This is a genomic window from Maribrevibacterium harenarium (assembly GCF_006385675.1).
Classification (GTDB): domain Bacteria; phylum Pseudomonadota; class Gammaproteobacteria; order Pseudomonadales; family Marinomonadaceae; genus Marinomonas; species Marinomonas harenarium.
In genome coordinates, this window is record NZ_VFRR01000053.1 from 1 (window position 1) to 16,321 (window position 16,321).

The following is a 16,321-nucleotide window of genomic DNA, read 5'->3' on the forward strand; positions in this document are numbered from 1 at the left end:
CATTATCTGGCTTTCGGTAAAACGTGACTTTTTCATAGATCGCTCCTGATACATTGATCATAAAACTCTCTACTTAAAACCCCAATCATTTTTTGGGGGGATTACAATTGGTTCACTTTGCAGTCAGTCAGTACAACGTAGCGATGACGACACGATTGGATGGAAAGAAGACCTTCTTCCTACCATTTGACCAAGGCACCAGCGAAGGCGGTAAAGGGAACGATATTCCTGAAGATGGTGGTTATGCGACAGCTTATCTTTGGAATGAAATTTTCCAAAAGGATAATTTGCTACTGATCCTTGGCCGCTACATCCATCTCGAAACAAAAGACGTTGAAAACCTAGACGGCACAATTGTAAAAAAAGAGACCATGATCTTCCCTCGCTATCACCAGTGGGCGGTGGTTTCTAAGTTGCTTAAAACAGTGGACAGTGAAGGCACAGGGCATAAATACCTTATCCAGCACAGTGCAGGCTCTGGCAAATCAAACTCGATTGCGTGGCTGTCTCATCAACTCGCTTCAAAACACTACTACACCGACCATCCAGAGCTGAATAAAAAGGCAGGGGACAAGGTATTCGATTCCGTGATTGTCATCACTGACCGAACGGTACTTGATAGCCAGCTACAGGACACGATTTATCAGTTTGACCATAACGAAGGTATGATTGCCCGTGTTAACCGTGAAGAAGCGCAGGGTTCTAAGTCTAGCCAGCTAGCCGGAGAATTAAGAGCAAGCACGTCAATTATTATCGTCACGATTCAAACCTTCCCGCACGTATTAGAAGCAATCCGCAAAGACTCAACCCTGTCTGGTCGAAGCTACGCTGTCATAGCCGACGAAGCGCACTCCAGCCAGACAGGGACAACCGCTCGCAAACTGCGTGAAGTGCTGATGGCAGAGCAGTTAGATGGCGATGAAGAGTTAGACAGCGAAGATATGCTGCGTTTATCGCTGGAAGCTCGAAAAGGTTCAAATAAACTCAGCTACTTTGCTTTTACCGCTACACCCAAGGCGAAAACACTGCAGCTATTTGGCCGCAGACCGAACCTAGATGAGCCAGCAAGCGACACTAACAAACCACAGCCATTCCACGTTTATTCAATGCGTCAAGCTATTGAAGAAGGCTTTATTCTGGATGTTTTGCAAAACTACACGAGTTACCGAGTGGCCTATCAGTTAGCGCACAACAACCCAGATTTGGATCACGAGGTGGATAGTAAAAAAGCCGCTTCGAAAATGGCGAAATGGGTTCGCTTGCACCCGTATAACATCGCTCAGAAAGTGGAAACCATCATCGAACACTTTAACGAGAAGGTGAAGCATTTGCTGGGTGGTGAAGCAAAAGCCATGGTTGTTACCAGTAGCCGATTAGAAGCAGTTCGATACAAGATCGCCTTTGAAAAGTACGTGCAAGAAAAGGGCTACACGGATGTTAACTCTATGGTGGCATTCTCGGGTGAAGTCAATGATCCAGACATCCCCGACCATCCGTTCACCGAGAATACCATGAACCCTAATCTGCGCGGTCGTGATATGCGCAAAGCGTTCGATACCACCGATTATCAGGTGATGCTGGTCGCCAACAAGTTCCAAACGGGGTTCGACCAGCCGAAATTGGTGGCGATGTATGTCGATAAACCCCTTAAAGGTGTTGAGTGTATCCAGACCCTTTCAAGGCTAAACCGTACCTACAAAGGCAAAGACAAAACCTTTGTGCTCGATTTTGTAAATGATCCAGAAGAGATCTTGGCTGAGTTTAAAGTCTACTTCCAAACGGCGGAACTGGCTGGAGTATCCGACCCGAACATTGTCTATGAGTTAATGAAAAAGCTCGATAAAGTTGGGATTTACCAATGGCACGAGGTCGAAGCATTCGTTGAAGCATATAACAACAAACAAGCGAACCAAGCCAAACTAGCCAACGTGTGCAAACCGGCGGTTGATCGCTTCTCGGTGCGTTATAAAGAAGCGACTCAGGTGCTGCAGGCAGCACAGGCTGAGCTGTCAAAAGCAAAAATCGAGCAGAACGATAAGAAGATTAAGTTTTCAGAAAACACCGTCAAACACGCCAAAGAAGCACGAGATATTCTGGAAGTGTTCAAAAAGGATTTAATATCTTTCTATCGCTACTATGAGTTCACGTCTCAGATCGTAAATTTCGAGGACTATGAGCTAGAAAAACTCAGCATCTTCGCCAAACACCTTCACCCACTGCTTCGCCTTGATGTGGTGGAAGACGAAATTGATTTATCCGATGTGGTCATGACCCATTACCGGTTGCACGAGCAGCGAGAAGCGGATTTACAATTAGGCGTGAAAATTGGAGAAGAACCCAAGCCTTACCTTCCTGCGGCAAAAGAAGGCACTGGTGCGGTTCCTAAAGATCCGAAGACGGAATTACTAAACGAGATCATCCAAAGGATGAACGATTTGTTCATTGAAGATGGTTTGTCCGAGAACGATATGCTCAATTATGCCAATACCATTGCAGGTAAGATCTCGGAAAACGAACTGGTAATGGATCAACTCCGCAGCAACACCAAAGAACAAGCAATGCTCGGCCAATTCCCAGAGTCAATCAACAACGCCATTATTGAAAGCATGGACATACATAACGATATGGCAATGAAGCTGCTATCCAACGAAGCGGTCGCAAAGGGCTTCGCGGGGCTTATGTTTGACATATTGATGAAGGGGATGGCGACACACCAAAACCCACCGTCGCCCTGAGTTTCTTGACTTATTTCAGTTACCACCTATTTTCTAAGTATATCTTAGAAAATAGGTGTGCTGATGGGCTTCTTACCTAACTCAATTCATCTTTACCCTGATGAAACTGTCGAGAGTGTGTTACTAAGACTTTGTAAGGCGAATCATTTCGAGCGTTACATTGATCTTTCCATTGAGATCAGGTCTTGGCTCGAAGAACATCACCCGACAATTGCCGGTGCGTTTCCGGTAGCGTTAGATGCGGTAAACGTCTACCACGCTAAGCAAAGCAGTGCGAAGCGGGTACAGTCGTTACAGTTACTGGAACAGCTTGTTGGGCTTCCTAGATTTTCGCTATTAGATATCAGTTTTAAGCATACTAACGCTATTGATGCTGGCCACTTCGCTGAAGTGCGTTACAAGCAAATCACCATTCCTAAATCCTTTGTGCGAGCCTCTAGTGTTCCTGTTTGCATAGCGTGTCTTCGGGAATCTAACTATGTTCGGTTTGATTGGCATATTAGTAAGGTAACCTGCTGTGAAAAGCATAAGGTTAAACTGCTGATCAACTGCCCGGCGTGCAATGCGCCGCTTAACTACATGATAAGCGAAGACCCGAGTCATTGCGTATGTGGTTTTAACCTGCTTGAAACCACTAATAGCGAAAAAGGTGCTGACGATTGGCGACGCAGGATCAGTTTTGATCAACAAGGCAGCCTATCAATATCCGAGCAGTTAGCATTGCTGCTTTTCTTGGAACGGTACTTTTCCCATTTGGAGCTAGGAGACTTTATTGGTAACTATAAGAGTCTGATCGACAAACATCTTCAAATACTCACCAGCAAAAATATATTGCTGGCAACGGAAAAGATTAACCGAGTCTCTTTTTCTTCCCTTACCGACAACTTCTTAGGTGATGTAGCGCAGATCGGCAGCTTACCGAACTTTATCAAGCAGCATATTGCGAACGTGGTCATCGAACTGGCGCTAGAGACGCCCCGTTCAACCATCGCAAATCTTGGCGATAGTCTCGTTTCTATGCGCGATGCAGCGCTCATTACAGGCTCAACCATTGATGATATTTTCCGATTGTATGAGAGCGGTATATTAGTTGTCGGAAAACGTATTCGTAACGTGGGGCGTATTGAATCATTTAATCCTGTATTTCGATTGAGAGATGTTGCCGCGATTGCTTTGTCCTATTCTCGATATGGCTACAGCCAGTCGGCATGGTAGAGAGGGAAGGTCTATGTCTTTGCAAGATACATTACAGGCAGTAAAGGCGTTAAAAGCCAAGGAGCGCTATGATGCTTTGAAGAAGCCGTTCGAGCTGTATTCGGAGCATGTTGATGTGACCGGCAGCGAACTTGCTTGTCTGACAATCTTGGTCAATTTGGTGAGTAAAGACGCGGTTGAATTGGAAGATCTTCGGCATGCAAAACATGTTTTAAAATCAGACGAATTTTGGGGTAAGTTCAGCAAAGTTGCTTCTCAATTACATACCCATAACCTGAAATGGCCTGATTCCCGTGTCAATCTTAAACATCATATCCGAGCGTTACCCGAAATCGGAGTACTCCCAAAATTTGGCTGGTCAGGCAATAGCGGCGATTACCGTTTTGGCAGGCTATTGACCAGCACCTTCATTTGGCAAGGGCTAGAGCACTCACTCATTTCTGTCTGGCTTGGGGATTTCGTAGCGTGGCGTAAGGCTGCTTACAAGCTGGGGATTACAAAAGTATTCTGGTATCAGATCAAGCGTGATTTAGAAGATCTATTTCAGGAAAGCCATTTCCCAGACGTGGTGGATTCCTATTCGCCAGAACTGCAATTTCCATACAAGGATCAATACTTAACCGTGACACCTGTTGCGTCCCATGAGACTCAACTTGCTATACAGCATGTCACTGGGCTACCAATGCATTCGCTTAGTTTTCCTCACCCTAGTGCTCTAGGCGTCTTGTGTGGCTCTTTGGGCGGTCATGTTCGTTTAATTAGGCTATCACCATTGGGCAATCAAAATGTGCAACGAAGCAGCTTGGGTAGCCTTAGTCTTAAAAACTACCTTAATCCATATGTACTGACCGCGATACCAGCAATTAATCTGTACCGAAGGATCGTAGATGTTAGGACATATTCATCTCTACGGTTGAAAAGAAGGGCGAGACTGAATGCCCTAAATACCCTTGATGGTATTTTGGCTGAGTGGGTTGCTCCATTAGTTCAAGTAAAGTTGTCATCTAATGTGGATGGCAGAATAGATGGCTTGGGCGCAGAAGAGCAAGAATTTGTAGAGTCATCTAGCGTTGATATCGAGGAGTTTTCCCGGTACTTAAACCGAAAACTTCATGGGGTGTTAGAGCTCGGTAAATACTCCCGCAAATTTAGTTATCATCAACGGCTTGTAGGAGTGACGCAAAAACGCTTGGCCAGTTTGCTCAGGCGGTTATTGTTGGCAGAGACTCAATCAGAATCCAACAATACCACATTTATTATTCTCAAAAGCCTAAGAATCAATGAGGCGAATGGCCTAAACAATCCTTACGTTGTAGGTATGCCCTCGATAATAGGGTTATATGGCTTTTTGCATCGGTTCGAATGTCAGTTAAGAGAGATATACGCCGATATATCAGTCGATAGCTTTGCGTTACATTGTGGTGAATACAGTTACCACGCTTCGAACAACCTGCCAGCACCAAGCATTCCCGATAAAGAAATGCGTATCAAGCGAAGTGGTATCACGCCAGAATTTAAGTTTGATGGGAAATTCTCCATTATCGTCAAGTTACATTGTTTAACTGATAATGCCGTGCTAGACGTTGAGCAGATTAAGGCAGCAGTACCAGAGCGACTATGGGGTGGATCAGTTCACCCGCCTTATCTATATGAGAATACTGAATGGGCGGCGATTGCATACGGCAGTGCGGATCTTAAACGGTATTTGATCAGAAATCTGTTTTTCGGTAACTGGATTACCCCAGAAGGAGAGGATGGTCTTGAGCTTCGTAAGCATTTAGAAAAACTGAATGGTAAGAATGAACTATCACTGTGTTTGGTCGGTTACAAGCTCCTAGAGAAAGTAAAGCCGCGCTCTGTCGTATCTGGCATCCATGCTTTCTGTGAGCCAGTTGTTGACCTTTGCTGCCTTAAACAAACCCACAAAGTAATCAAGCCAACTAAATCGATTGAGCAGGAATTATTCTGGCGTTACGTGCCAGTAACGCAAAACTGTACTACCTTGAGAGTAAGTCCAGTTTGTGGAGAAACTCATGCAGCTTCCCAATCAGCTGAGCTATAAACGCTCAATAAACCCCAGTAAGGCTATTTTCTATTATCGCCGTGATGAAGATCTTTATCCCTTGCCGGTGGAGCGTATAAAGATCAGAGGTAGTAAAAGCGGTTTTAGTGAGGCGTACACAGCAAAGGGAATTAAGGAGTCGGCAACGATCCATAGTTTGGCAACCGGCAACCCCCACACGATTGATACATGTTATCTGCCACCTACGGCTGACAGCCTAGTTTGTCGGTTTTCCCTGAGAGTATCAGCTAATAGCTTATTTCCAGATAGATGCTCTGAAATAGCGTTCAAAGATACAGTTTCGCAATTCCTGAACAGCTATATCGCTAAAGATGGTTTCAAAGAGTTAGCAATCCGCTACTCGAAAAATATTGCTATGGGTACATGGCTTTGGCGAAACAAAGAAGGGAATACCTTTGACGTACTAGTGAGAACAAGTCAAGGGAACGAGTATAAATTTAAAAACGCTCATATGCTCTTTTGGGATTCAGTTTGGCCAGATGAATCAAGTGAATTGTTAGCTCTACTCTCTGAAGAATTAGCCGTTGCTCTTACGAAACCACGCTATGTTTGGCACTGCGATGTTTGGGCAGAAGTCAAAATGCCATTTTGCTCTGAAGTGTTCCCTAGTCAGTGTTTTGTAGATCATGATGATAAGCAAAGCGCGAGCAAGGTATTGCTAACGACCGATATAGATGGCGTTATGGCCGCTTGCTATAACGCAGACAAAGTGGGTGCAGCAATACAGATGATCGATGATTGGTGGGACGAAAGTTGTGACTTTCCACTTAGGGTCAATGAATACGCCGCAGACCATGAGAACTTGATTGCCAGAAGACACCCTAGTACAGAAAGAGACTTTTATCAGTGTTTGCAAAACCTACGGGGCTACACAGACAAGCTAAATAAAGTGAAGTCAGTTGATGATATTGAGCCAGATGCGCATTTTGTTGCCTCTGTCTTGGTTAAGGGTGGTATGTTCCAAGGGGGTAAAAGTTGAAGCTTTTCAGCGTTAAAATCACTTATCTTCCCGAAAAATGTGACCATGCTCTGCTGGCAGGCCGTTGTATCAAAGTGCTTCATGCTTTTATGAGCCGTAACGGACAATTCAACATCGCTGTAGCTTTTCCCCGATGGAGCGAAAATACGATTGGTAACCAACTGGTTTTTGTCTCACCGGACTACAAATTCCTTGAAATGTTGTTGGAGCAACCTTACTTCCGAATGATGATCGAGAATGGACTCTTCGAGACAGGTACTGTTGTAGACCTGCCGGTGTCGGATAGTTATGTGAAATTTGTGCGTAATCAATCTATCGACAAAATGACACCTGCTGCCAAAGCAAGACGACTCAGAAGAGCGAAAAAAAGAGCGCTAGCACGAGGAGAAGTGTTCGATCCCATTGCACCCCGGTCGAAGGATGTGGACTTCTTTCACAGTATCCCTATGGAAAGTTCCGAAAGTGAAATGAGCTACCTGTTGAGAGTGCAGCGCTACGAAGTTCAACAAGCGAATACTGTAGCGTCTTTTGAAGTCTGCTCCTATGGCCTCTCGACTAACGAGAGTCACCAAGCGTTGATACCTAGTAGTGTGACGTAGACATTTTCAACAATAAAAACAATTGCTTATACAAGCTCTAAAAAAATTGGTTATGACTAAAATTTTGGTCTAAATTTAAAGCTGCTACGGAGTTAAGGATTTTTCTCGATAGTGACCTGCCGCATAGGCAGCTGTTAAAGGTAAACGTGTCTAGCGCCGTTGCGCCACCGTGTGACCTGCCGCATAGGCAGCTGGTAAATCGTAGCGTGCAACGAGGTGTTGGAATGCGTTGTGACCTGCCGCATAGGCAGCTGTAATTAGGACTGGAAGTAAAAAACCACAACGATGAAAATAAACCTACCGGAAAGGTAGTATCAGCCCACGGATGGGCAATAGCTATTGTAAATTGAAGCATAAAGTGACAAATTTGAGCCATAAGTTGTCAAATTTGCAGTATTAGTTGTCATAACCTACTTTTAAGTTGTTATTAACTTACAGGTGTCGGTTATGTACAATCGCAACCTCCGCAAGCCCAGTCCAAACAAAAATATCTACAAGTTTGTCAGTAGAAAGAATCGCGCGACGGTGATGTGCGAGAGTGCTTTGGAATTTGATGCCTGTTTCTGAGAAGCAGATTCGTCACACACCTGTTGTCCAACCTAAAGATTCTTCATCGTTATGCTAGTTCCACAGTGTCCGACTGAAGTGTTCAACAATTGCATTTACCATGTTTCTTCGTATATACTGACGCCAACCTGATACCTGCTAAGTGGATCACGATGATTGAATTGAAACTTAAGACTAAAGAAATCGCTGCAATAGCCTTTGTGCTATTTGCTGTGCTTTTGTCTTCTTTCAATTCTGTTAGTGCTGCTGCGATGTATTGGGATATGTCTGCACCAGAGCAAATGCTTCAGCATGATCATTCTAGCCACGGGGCTATGTGCCAAGTATCCTTGGGCAGTGATCATTGTGGTGCGGCCATGGATATGGATACTTCAGATTACGACCATTCACAATGCAGTGATTTACATTGCGGTGGTTTTTCTTTTCCAGTGTCCGACAGTGTCTATCATTCCTTAATAGATACGTCAGAGCCCGTTAAAGCGGACTCTCAATTTTATACTTCGGCACTTCTGCCTTCCCCCTACATGCCTCCGATAGGTGCTCTGTAAATATCGATTTACTGCCTTGCTTGTGATGCAAGGTCGTTGATAACGCGTATTTAAAAGAGCTCCAATTTATGACTTACCGTATTTTTGTACTGCGCAAAGAGCGTGGTACAGCAAGTCTTTGGTTCAGTAAACCAAAGAACCTTGCCATTTCATGTGTATTGGGTTTCGGTGCAGCATTTGCGCAAGCAGATACCCTTACTCTACATCAAGCAATAGACATTGCGATCCAGCAAGACCCTTGGTTGCAATCCAGTGTAGATCAAGAACAATCCATGCGAGCACGTTCGCAGTCCGCACAAGCGTTGCCTGATCCCAAGCTATCCATAGGCATGGCAAATTTGCCAGTTGACAGTTTCGATATAAATCAAGAGGCCATGACTCAAGTAGTTGTGGGTCTTTCACAGCAGTTCCCTGCGGGCAGCACTTTGTCATTAAGTGGTTCGCAATTTAATGTGAAAGCGGACCAGTCAGCTTTTGCAAGGCTTAACCGAAAAGCCCAAATCCGCCAGATGATCTCTGACGTCTGGGCCGATATGTATCGTTACGATGCCACCCTTAAAGTGCTTAAAATTAATGAAGGGTTATTACTGAACCTGAATGAGTCCATTGCTGGAAATTACAGCTCTGCCTACAACAAAGTGGGCCAACAGGCCTTGGTCAACAGTGAACTTGAGATCGCAAAGATTGGCGAACGCAGTTTCCAAGTACAGCAAGCGTTAAACCAAACCAAAGCACGATTAACACAATATTTGCCGCAAATGGCATCGATCAAGCACTACGAGTTTGTGGAACTAGATCAGAGTGGCGGAGCTTTTGATGATTCAGATTATGATCTCAATCTTCTGACAAATCATCCGATGGTGCGGATTTTGGACTTGCAGCATCAAGTTTCTGATTTTGATCGTAAGATCGCTCAGCAACAATACAAACCTCAGTGGGGCGTTAACGTTTCTTACAGCTATCGTGCAGAAGACGCAAATGGCCGGGAGCGTGCAGATCTGGCTTCTGTCGGTGTGAGTGTCTCGTTACCTATTTTTTCTAGTCAGAGGTTAGATGCTAACGTCAAAGCTGCCAGTTCAAACAGCTCCGCAATTTTGTACGACCGTGAGTTGAAGCTCAATGAGCTGAAATCTCAAGTTCTTTCAGTACAGGCAGATCTCGCTCTTTTGGGGCAGCGTATCGCCCTGTACACCAATACCTTAATTCCTGGATTTCAAAAAAGTACTGACGTGGCGCTGAATGCCTATCGCTCAAATGAAAGCGGATATCGAGATGTCATTATGGCGCAGATTGCTCAGATGAACGCCCAGATTGAATTGATTCAACTGCAATCAGAGCAAGCAAAGCGACGAGCAGAATTTGAATATCTAACGACACAAAGTGCAGAAGGAGCTCGACAATGAGTATTAGTGGATACCTATTAGCCATGGTGGTAGGCGGTGCCGTGACGTATGGTGCTTTGAACTTTCTGCCAATTACCAAGATGAATTCCATAGTAGGGTCTTCAGACATGGATGTAACAGCTAACAGTGAGCCTGAGCCTCTGTATTGGGTTGCGCCAATGGACCCGAATTATCGCCGAGACAAGCCTGGGAAATCACCAATGGGAATGGATTTGATCCCATTCTATGGTGACGATGCAGGGCAAAATTCGCCCGGTACAGTCGCTATTTCACCTGAGGTCGTCAATAACTTAGGTGTGCGCACAGTGGATGTTAAAAATGGCGTGTTAGGGCAGACCGTCAATACGGTTGGCTATTTTGTTTATAACGCTGATCGATTAGTGCACATGCACGCTAGAGTAAATGGTTGGGTTGAAAAGGTCTTTGTGACTGCCAACGGGGATCCAGTCAAGAAAGGGGACCCTCTTTATGATTTGTATTCTCCAGAATTGGTCAACGCTCAAGAAGAGTTGCTTTTTGCCTTGAGTCGAAATGATCAGCGCTTGATAAAAGCAGCAGAAGAAAGATTGAGTTCGCTTCAAGTGCCTAACTCTTTTATTACGCAGTTGAAGCGTCAGCGAAAAGTTTCTCAAACGATTCGATTTTTTGCTCCCCAAAATGGTGTTATCGACAATTTAGGCATAAGGGATGGATTTTACATTACGCCTGGTTTGACCCTTATGTCTATCGCCGACCTTGATGAGCTTTGGTTAGAAGCTGAGGTATTTGAGCGTCAAGCACATTTGATTAAGGTTGGGCAAAGTATAGAAGCGCGGACAGACTTTTTACCGGGGGAGACACTCCAAAGCCAAATTAGCTTTATTTACCCAAACATCGATGAAAAAACACGCACAGTGCGGGTTCGTGTTCGACTAGATAACAAAGATTTACGACTTAAACCCAATATGTATGCGCACTTAAGTATCGATGCTAAGGAATCTAAATCGACTTTGTTAATCCCCAAAGAAGCATTGATTCGCGGTGCCAAGCAGGATCGTGTGGTTCTGGCCTTGGGCGAAGGTAGGTTCAAATCTATTGCTGTGACGGCTGGCCGCTATGGGGATGATGACGTGGAAATCTTGTCTGGCCTTCAACAAGGGGATCAGATCGTCACCTCAGCACAGTTCTTATTGGATTCTGAGTCCAGCAAGTCGTCTGATTTTATGCGTATGTCACCAGTGAAAGAAAGCTCTTCTGACATGGACCATTCCGCTCATGATTCGATGGCTAATATGGCAGATACCAGCTCAACAGAGCCCCCTAAAAATGTGTGGGTGGCAGGCAAAATCAACAGCATTGATAAGGCCGCTCGAAAGGTAAATGTAGATCATAGTGCGATTCCTGATTGGAAGTGGCCTGAGATGACCATGGACTTCAAAGTGGCCGAGTGGGTGGAACTGTCAGAGCTTCCTGTGGGCAAAAACATTCAGCTAGAAATTACTAAAGAAAGCTCTACACGCTTCTCTTTGACAGATTTCTATGACGCAGATGCCCAGTAAGGAGCCATTATGATTGAAGCAATTATTCGATGGTCCATACACAACCGATTTATGGTGCTGTTGGCCAGCGCTATGTTGGTGGCGGTTGGGCTTTTTTCGTTAAAGGAAACACCAGTAGATGCCATTCCTGATTTGTCCGATGTGCAGGTGATTATCAAGACGAGCTATCCAGGTCAGGCGCCGCAAGTCGTGGAAGATCAAGTGACTTATCCTCTTACAACGGCGATGTTGTCTGTGCCAGGCGCTGAAACGGTAAGGGGCTACTCTTTTTTCGGTGACTCCTACGTATACGTTATTTTCAATGAAGATACCGATATGTATTGGGCTCGTAGTCGAGTACTGGAGTACTTGAGTCAGGTTGCGCCGTCGCTACCAGATAATGCCAAAGCGCAACTTGGTCCTGATGCCACTGGTGTGGGTTGGGTGTATCTGTATGCCTTAGTGGATCGCACTGGGCAACAGGACTTGAGTCAATTACGTTCTTTACAAGACTGGTTCCTGAAGTACGAATTACAAACGGTACCCGGCGTGTCAGAAGTGGCGCCTATTGGCGGTATGGTGAAGCAATATCAAGTCCGGGTGAACCCAGATAAGCTTCGGGCACTTAATATGCCTTTAACCCATATTCAGAATGCCATTCGCCGAGGCAACCAAGAAGTCGGTGCGTCTGTAATTGAAATGGCTGAAGCGGAATACATGGTTCGCACGACTGGCTATATTCAGAGTATCGAAGACATAGAAAGCATTCCTCTTGGTATTAATGACAAAGGCATTCCCATCACATTAAAGGATGTGGCTGACATCGGGATTGGGCCTCAGATGCGTCGTGGTGTCGCAGAGCTTAATGGTGAAGGCGAGGCTGTCGGTGGTGTAGTTGTGATGCGCTTTGGGGAAAATGCGCAACGAACCATTGATGGAGTAAAAGCCAAGCTGGAAGAGCTTAAGAAAGGACTTCCTGAGGGCGTTGAAGTAGTCACCGTCTATGATCGCTCAGGTCTCATAGACCGTGCTGTTAACAATCTATGGACTAAGCTTTTGGAAGAGTTTGTGGTCGTGGCTCTAGTCTGCATAGTCTTTCTTTTCCATGTACGCTCGTCTCTGGTGGCGATTGTGAGTTTACCAGTGGGAATTCTCACAGCCTTCATCGTGATGCATTGGCAGGGGATTAACGCGAACATCATGTCACTTGGAGGGATCGCGATTGCCATTGGTGCCATGATTGATGGGGCCATCGTGATGATCGAAAACCTCCACAAACATATGGAGCGGGAGCCACTCACTCGTGACAACAGATGGCAAGTGGTAGCACGTTCAGCGTCTGAAGTAGGGCCGGCCTTATTTTTTAGCTTGCTAATTATCACTGTGAGCTTTGTGCCAGTATTCACCTTAGAGTCCCAAGAAGGTCGAATGTTTGGCCCGTTGGCCTACACCAAGACCTATGCTATGGCAGCGTCTGCCGCCTTGGCTATCACATTAGTTCCTGTGCTAATGGGGTACTTTGTAAGAGGTAAGGTGTTACCGGAACATAAAAATCCAGTAAACCGACTGCTGATTGCTGGCTATATGCCCCTGTTAAAAGTGGTTTTAAAATTCCCTAAAACCACCTTGATGCTTGCCTTGGCAGTACTGGCCATTGGCGTATGGCCTCTGGATAAGTTGGGCAGTGAATTCATCCCTAATCTCGATGAAGGGGACCTCATGTACATGCCAACTGCGTATCCAGGTATCTCTATTGGTGAGGCACGCCGAGTTCTCCAACAAACTAATAAGCTAATTGCGACAGTGCCAGAAGTGGAATCAGTATTTGGCAAGGTAGGGCGAGCGGAAACCGCTACAGACCCCGCACCATTGACCATGATTGAGACCTTCATTCAGCTTAAAGATCACTCTGAGTGGCGCCCTGGTATGACCACGGACAAGCTAAAGCAAGAGTTGGATGGATTAGTGCAGATCCCTGGGATTACAAATGCTTGGGTCATGCCCATTAAAACCCGCATTGATATGCTGGCAACGGGCATTAAAACTCCTGTAGGGATCAAGATTGCTGGGCCGGATTTGAACGTCATTCAGAGCATTGGGCAGCGTTTGGAGAAAGTGCTGGGAGCTGTGCCTGGAACAGCATCCGTTTACTCTGAGAGGGTTGCAGGTGGCCGATATATTAAAGTCGACATACAACGTCAAAAAGCAGCTCGGTATGGTTTAAACATTCGCGACGTTCAAGAGCTGATTGCGTCAGTGGTAGGGGGTGTTAATGTCTCCACGTCTGTGGAAGGACTAGAGCGCTATCCAATCAATATTCGATACCCGCAAGACTATCGTGATTCCCCTGAGCAGCTTTCTCTTTTGCCCATTGTAACACCGACAGGTCAGAGTATTGCTTTAGGTGATATCGCCAATGTTTACGTGGAAGATGGACCTCCGGGGTTAAAGAGTGAGAATGCTCGTCTAAATGGCTGGACGTTTGTTGACATTGAAGGCATGGACATCGGCCGTTATGTTGAAAATGCGAAGGCAGTCGTTGCACAAGAGGTGGATATACCCACTGGGTACTCCATTAACTGGTCAGGTCAGTATGAGTACATGGAGCGAGCTAAGGAAAAGCTGACTTATGTGGTGCCTTTAACTCTGCTAATCATCATTGTGTTGCTGTACCTGAACTTCAAGAACATCGCTGAAGTCGCCATTATCATGGGTACTTTGCCTTTAGCGATGGTGGGTAGTGTCTGGTTAATGTATCTCCATGGCTTTAATTTCTCCGTGGCCGTAGGAGTCGGATTTATAGCCCTCGCTGGGGTTGCGGTGGAAATTGGCGTGATCATGTTGGTGTATTTAAACCAATCTTGGCGGGATACTCAGAAAACCTGTGCCGAGAAAGGGGTTGAGCCTCGGGAAGAAACACTTCGACATGCGGTACTGCACGGTGCGGGAATGCGTGTGCGACCTGTGATGATGACCGCTGCGGCGGTGATCGTAGGCTTGCTTCCTATCTCATATGGCACAGGGGCAGGTTCTGAGGTCATGAGCCGTATCGCTGCGCCCATGGTCGGCGGCATGATCAGCGCCGTTGTTCTAACATTATTGGTTTTGCCGGTTGTTTACTACATTTGGAAGAGAGCAACCTTAACGAAACAGGCGAGTACCACAGATTTAGCTAAATAAGCTGAACCTAGGTGCTCGTCATTTAACATGAAGGGCGCCTTCCATTTAATTAATGAGGTGAAATATGAGAAAACTAACGTATTTAGTGAGTTCCTTGGCGCTGGTTGCTTCTGCTAATGCCTTCTCTCACGGCATGATGAGCATGATGTATCCAGAAGACGGTGCCATGATGATGAGTCAAGCTGAGCGAGTGGAAATGCATTTTAAAGCGCCCGTGAAATTGGTCAGCTTAAAGGTCGTTCCTGATGGCGGCGCACCGCTTCCTTTATCCATAGATCGTTCAGCGCCAGCCACGGAACACATTATGGTGAAACTGCCAAAACTTGCGCCAAACACTTACACCGTCCATTGGAAAGCAATGGGTGAAGATGGCCATATGATGGATGGCTCTTACGGCTTTATGCAGCATTAATCTAAGGAAGGGCACATGTTGTCGCAATGGGAAACGGTTCAATTTATGACACGCTGGGGGCTCTATTTAGCCTTGTCAGGTGTCGTGGGCGGTACTGGATCTTTGTTTCTCATTCGTCAATATGTGCCAGCTTTGGCCCCTAAGCTGAAATGCTACGTTACCATTAGCGCAGCGCTCGGAGTCATACTAAGTTTTGTATATTTCTGGTCCCAAATGGGGGGCCTATTAGAAGCCAGTTGGTGGCGCTCTTACGATAGGGAGATGGCGGTATTTCTTCTCGAAACACCCATTGGATCTTACCTAAAGTACTGCGTATCTGGTTACTTGTTAGTACTCATTGGGCAGAGTTTTCCTCGAATCAGTAATACTGAATCATATTGGTTCTATCTATTAAATGTTCGATCCATATTCAGTGTGCTTGGCATTATTTTATTAATCATCAGTTATAGCAAAGTTGGGCATTCAGTGGCTCAGTCTTGGTACATAAGCCTTGCCCTATGGTGTCATGTGGCAGCGGCTGCTTGGTGGATTGGAAGTGTTGTTCCTTTGTGGTGGGTGACTCGTTCCAATGATTTAATAGCGATCAAGAAAACTCTGGAATACTTTGGCCAGTTAGCAGCTGTTCCTGTGGTTTTATTGCTCATCTGCGGTGTTGTAATGGGGCTGATCTATTTGGGTATGGAGAGTTGGTGGTCTTTAAAATATGGGCAACTGCTTATTTCTAAAATAGTACTCGTCAGCCTGCTGCTGGCATTGGCCTTGTTTCATAAGTGGTATCTAGTCCCTCGCTTGTCTCAATTAGACTCTTTACCCAGCATGCGTCGATCCCTTCTAATTGAAATTTTATTTATGTCAGCAGTGCTTGGATTAACAGCCTATCTCTCAACGTTTGTTGCTTTGCATTAGGTGATCGGTATTCTTGACAGCCGAAATACGCAGATTTAAGTGATTTACGGAATGAGTAGTGATACAACTACTCGTAATTAAATTGTCGTCCCTGAATAATGGCGATTTTAGACTAAAGCGCCATTTCATTTTCTAGCCTTCTCGGCAATAAGGATTGTATCAATCTCATCCCGCTAT

At 45.5% G+C, this 16,321-nt stretch carries 11 protein-coding genes; all 11 read left to right on the plus strand.

Annotated elements, in window-relative coordinates:
- Positions 1 to 107 precede the first annotated feature (107 nt).
- The 11 genes from FJM67_RS15670 to FJM67_RS15720 all read left to right on the plus strand — a co-directional run bounded on the left by FJM67_RS15670 (position 108) and on the right by FJM67_RS15720 (position 16,144).
- Positions 108 to 2,735, plus strand: a complete 2,628-nt coding sequence (locus FJM67_RS15670) for a type I restriction endonuclease subunit R (protein WP_219846016.1) — start codon at positions 108 to 110, stop codon at positions 2,733 to 2,735.
- A 63-nt stretch (positions 2,736 to 2,798) separates the two neighbouring features.
- The gene (locus tag FJM67_RS15675; protein WP_140591283.1) at positions 2,799 to 3,950 is read left to right on the plus strand and encodes a TniQ family protein; all 1,152 of its coding nucleotides are present in this window, start codon (positions 2,799 to 2,801) and stop codon (positions 3,948 to 3,950) included.
- A gap of 13 nt (positions 3,951 to 3,963) precedes the next feature.
- Entirely contained in the window at positions 3,964 to 6,012 is a 2,049-nt protein-coding gene (locus FJM67_RS15680) for a type I-F CRISPR-associated protein Csy2 (RefSeq protein ID WP_181161527.1), read from the plus strand.
- Positions 5,984 to 7,012, plus strand: coding sequence for a type I-F CRISPR-associated protein Csy3 (gene csy3, locus FJM67_RS15685; RefSeq protein ID WP_140591289.1), 1,029 nt, complete (start codon positions 5,984 to 5,986; stop codon positions 7,010 to 7,012). Before FJM67_RS15680 ends, csy3 begins: the two co-directional genes overlap by 29 nt.
- A complete protein-coding gene (gene cas6f / locus FJM67_RS15690; RefSeq protein ID WP_140591291.1) occupies positions 7,009 to 7,611 on the plus strand; it encodes a type I-F CRISPR-associated endoribonuclease Cas6/Csy4 in 603 nt (200 codons plus the stop codon). The genes csy3 and cas6f overlap by 4 nt, the downstream gene beginning before the upstream one ends.
- Before the next feature lie 719 nt (positions 7,612 to 8,330).
- Positions 8,331 to 8,726, plus strand: coding sequence for a hypothetical protein (locus FJM67_RS15695; RefSeq protein WP_140591294.1), 396 nt, complete (start codon positions 8,331 to 8,333; stop codon positions 8,724 to 8,726).
- Between the two features lie 68 nt (positions 8,727 to 8,794).
- Positions 8,795 to 10,129 carry a TolC family protein gene (locus FJM67_RS15700; RefSeq protein WP_140591297.1) on the plus strand — a complete coding sequence of 445 codons (1,335 nt, stop codon included), beginning with the start codon at positions 8,795 to 8,797 and terminating at the stop codon, positions 10,127 to 10,129.
- Positions 10,126 to 11,667 (plus strand): efflux RND transporter periplasmic adaptor subunit, encoded by a 1,542-nt coding sequence (locus FJM67_RS15705; protein ID WP_140591300.1) that lies wholly within the window; start codon positions 10,126 to 10,128, stop codon positions 11,665 to 11,667. Before FJM67_RS15700 ends, FJM67_RS15705 begins: the two co-directional genes overlap by 4 nt.
- Before the next feature lie 9 nt (positions 11,668 to 11,676).
- Positions 11,677 to 14,826 carry an efflux RND transporter permease subunit gene (locus FJM67_RS15710; protein WP_140591304.1) on the plus strand — a complete coding sequence of 1,050 codons (3,150 nt, stop codon included), beginning with the start codon at positions 11,677 to 11,679 and terminating at the stop codon, positions 14,824 to 14,826.
- 64 nt (positions 14,827 to 14,890) lie between these two features.
- Positions 14,891 to 15,238: a copper resistance CopC family protein gene (locus FJM67_RS15715; protein ID WP_140591307.1), complete on the plus strand. Its 348-nt coding sequence runs from the start codon at positions 14,891 to 14,893 to the stop codon at positions 15,236 to 15,238.
- Positions 15,239 to 15,253: 15 nt separating this feature from the next.
- A complete protein-coding gene (locus tag FJM67_RS15720; RefSeq protein ID WP_140591310.1) occupies positions 15,254 to 16,144 on the plus strand; it encodes a copper resistance D family protein in 891 nt (296 codons plus the stop codon).
- The last annotated feature ends 177 nt before the right edge of the window (positions 16,145 to 16,321 follow it).

Excerpts from the sequence above, each read along its gene's own strand:
- FJM67_RS15715 (WP_140591307.1), top strand. The coding sequence starts at position 14,891 with ATGAGAAAACTAACGTATTTAGTGAGTTCCTTGGCGCTGGTTGCTTCT.
- FJM67_RS15705 (WP_140591300.1), top strand. The coding sequence starts at position 10,126 with ATGAGTATTAGTGGATACCTATTAGCCATGGTGGTAGGCGGTGCCGTG.
- FJM67_RS15720 (WP_140591310.1), top strand. The coding sequence starts at position 15,254 with ATGTTGTCGCAATGGGAAACGGTTCAATTTATGACACGCTGGGGGCTC.
- FJM67_RS15710 (WP_140591304.1), top strand. The coding sequence starts at position 11,677 with ATGATTGAAGCAATTATTCGATGGTCCATACACAACCGATTTATGGTG.
- FJM67_RS15695 (WP_140591294.1), top strand. The coding sequence starts at position 8,331 with ATGATTGAATTGAAACTTAAGACTAAAGAAATCGCTGCAATAGCCTTT.
- FJM67_RS15675 (WP_140591283.1), top strand. The coding sequence starts at position 2,799 with ATGGGCTTCTTACCTAACTCAATTCATCTTTACCCTGATGAAACTGTC.
- csy3 (WP_140591289.1), top strand. The coding sequence starts at position 5,984 with ATGCAGCTTCCCAATCAGCTGAGCTATAAACGCTCAATAAACCCCAGT.
- FJM67_RS15680 (WP_181161527.1), top strand. The coding sequence starts at position 3,964 with ATGTCTTTGCAAGATACATTACAGGCAGTAAAGGCGTTAAAAGCCAAG.
- FJM67_RS15700 (WP_140591297.1), top strand. The coding sequence starts at position 8,795 with ATGACTTACCGTATTTTTGTACTGCGCAAAGAGCGTGGTACAGCAAGT.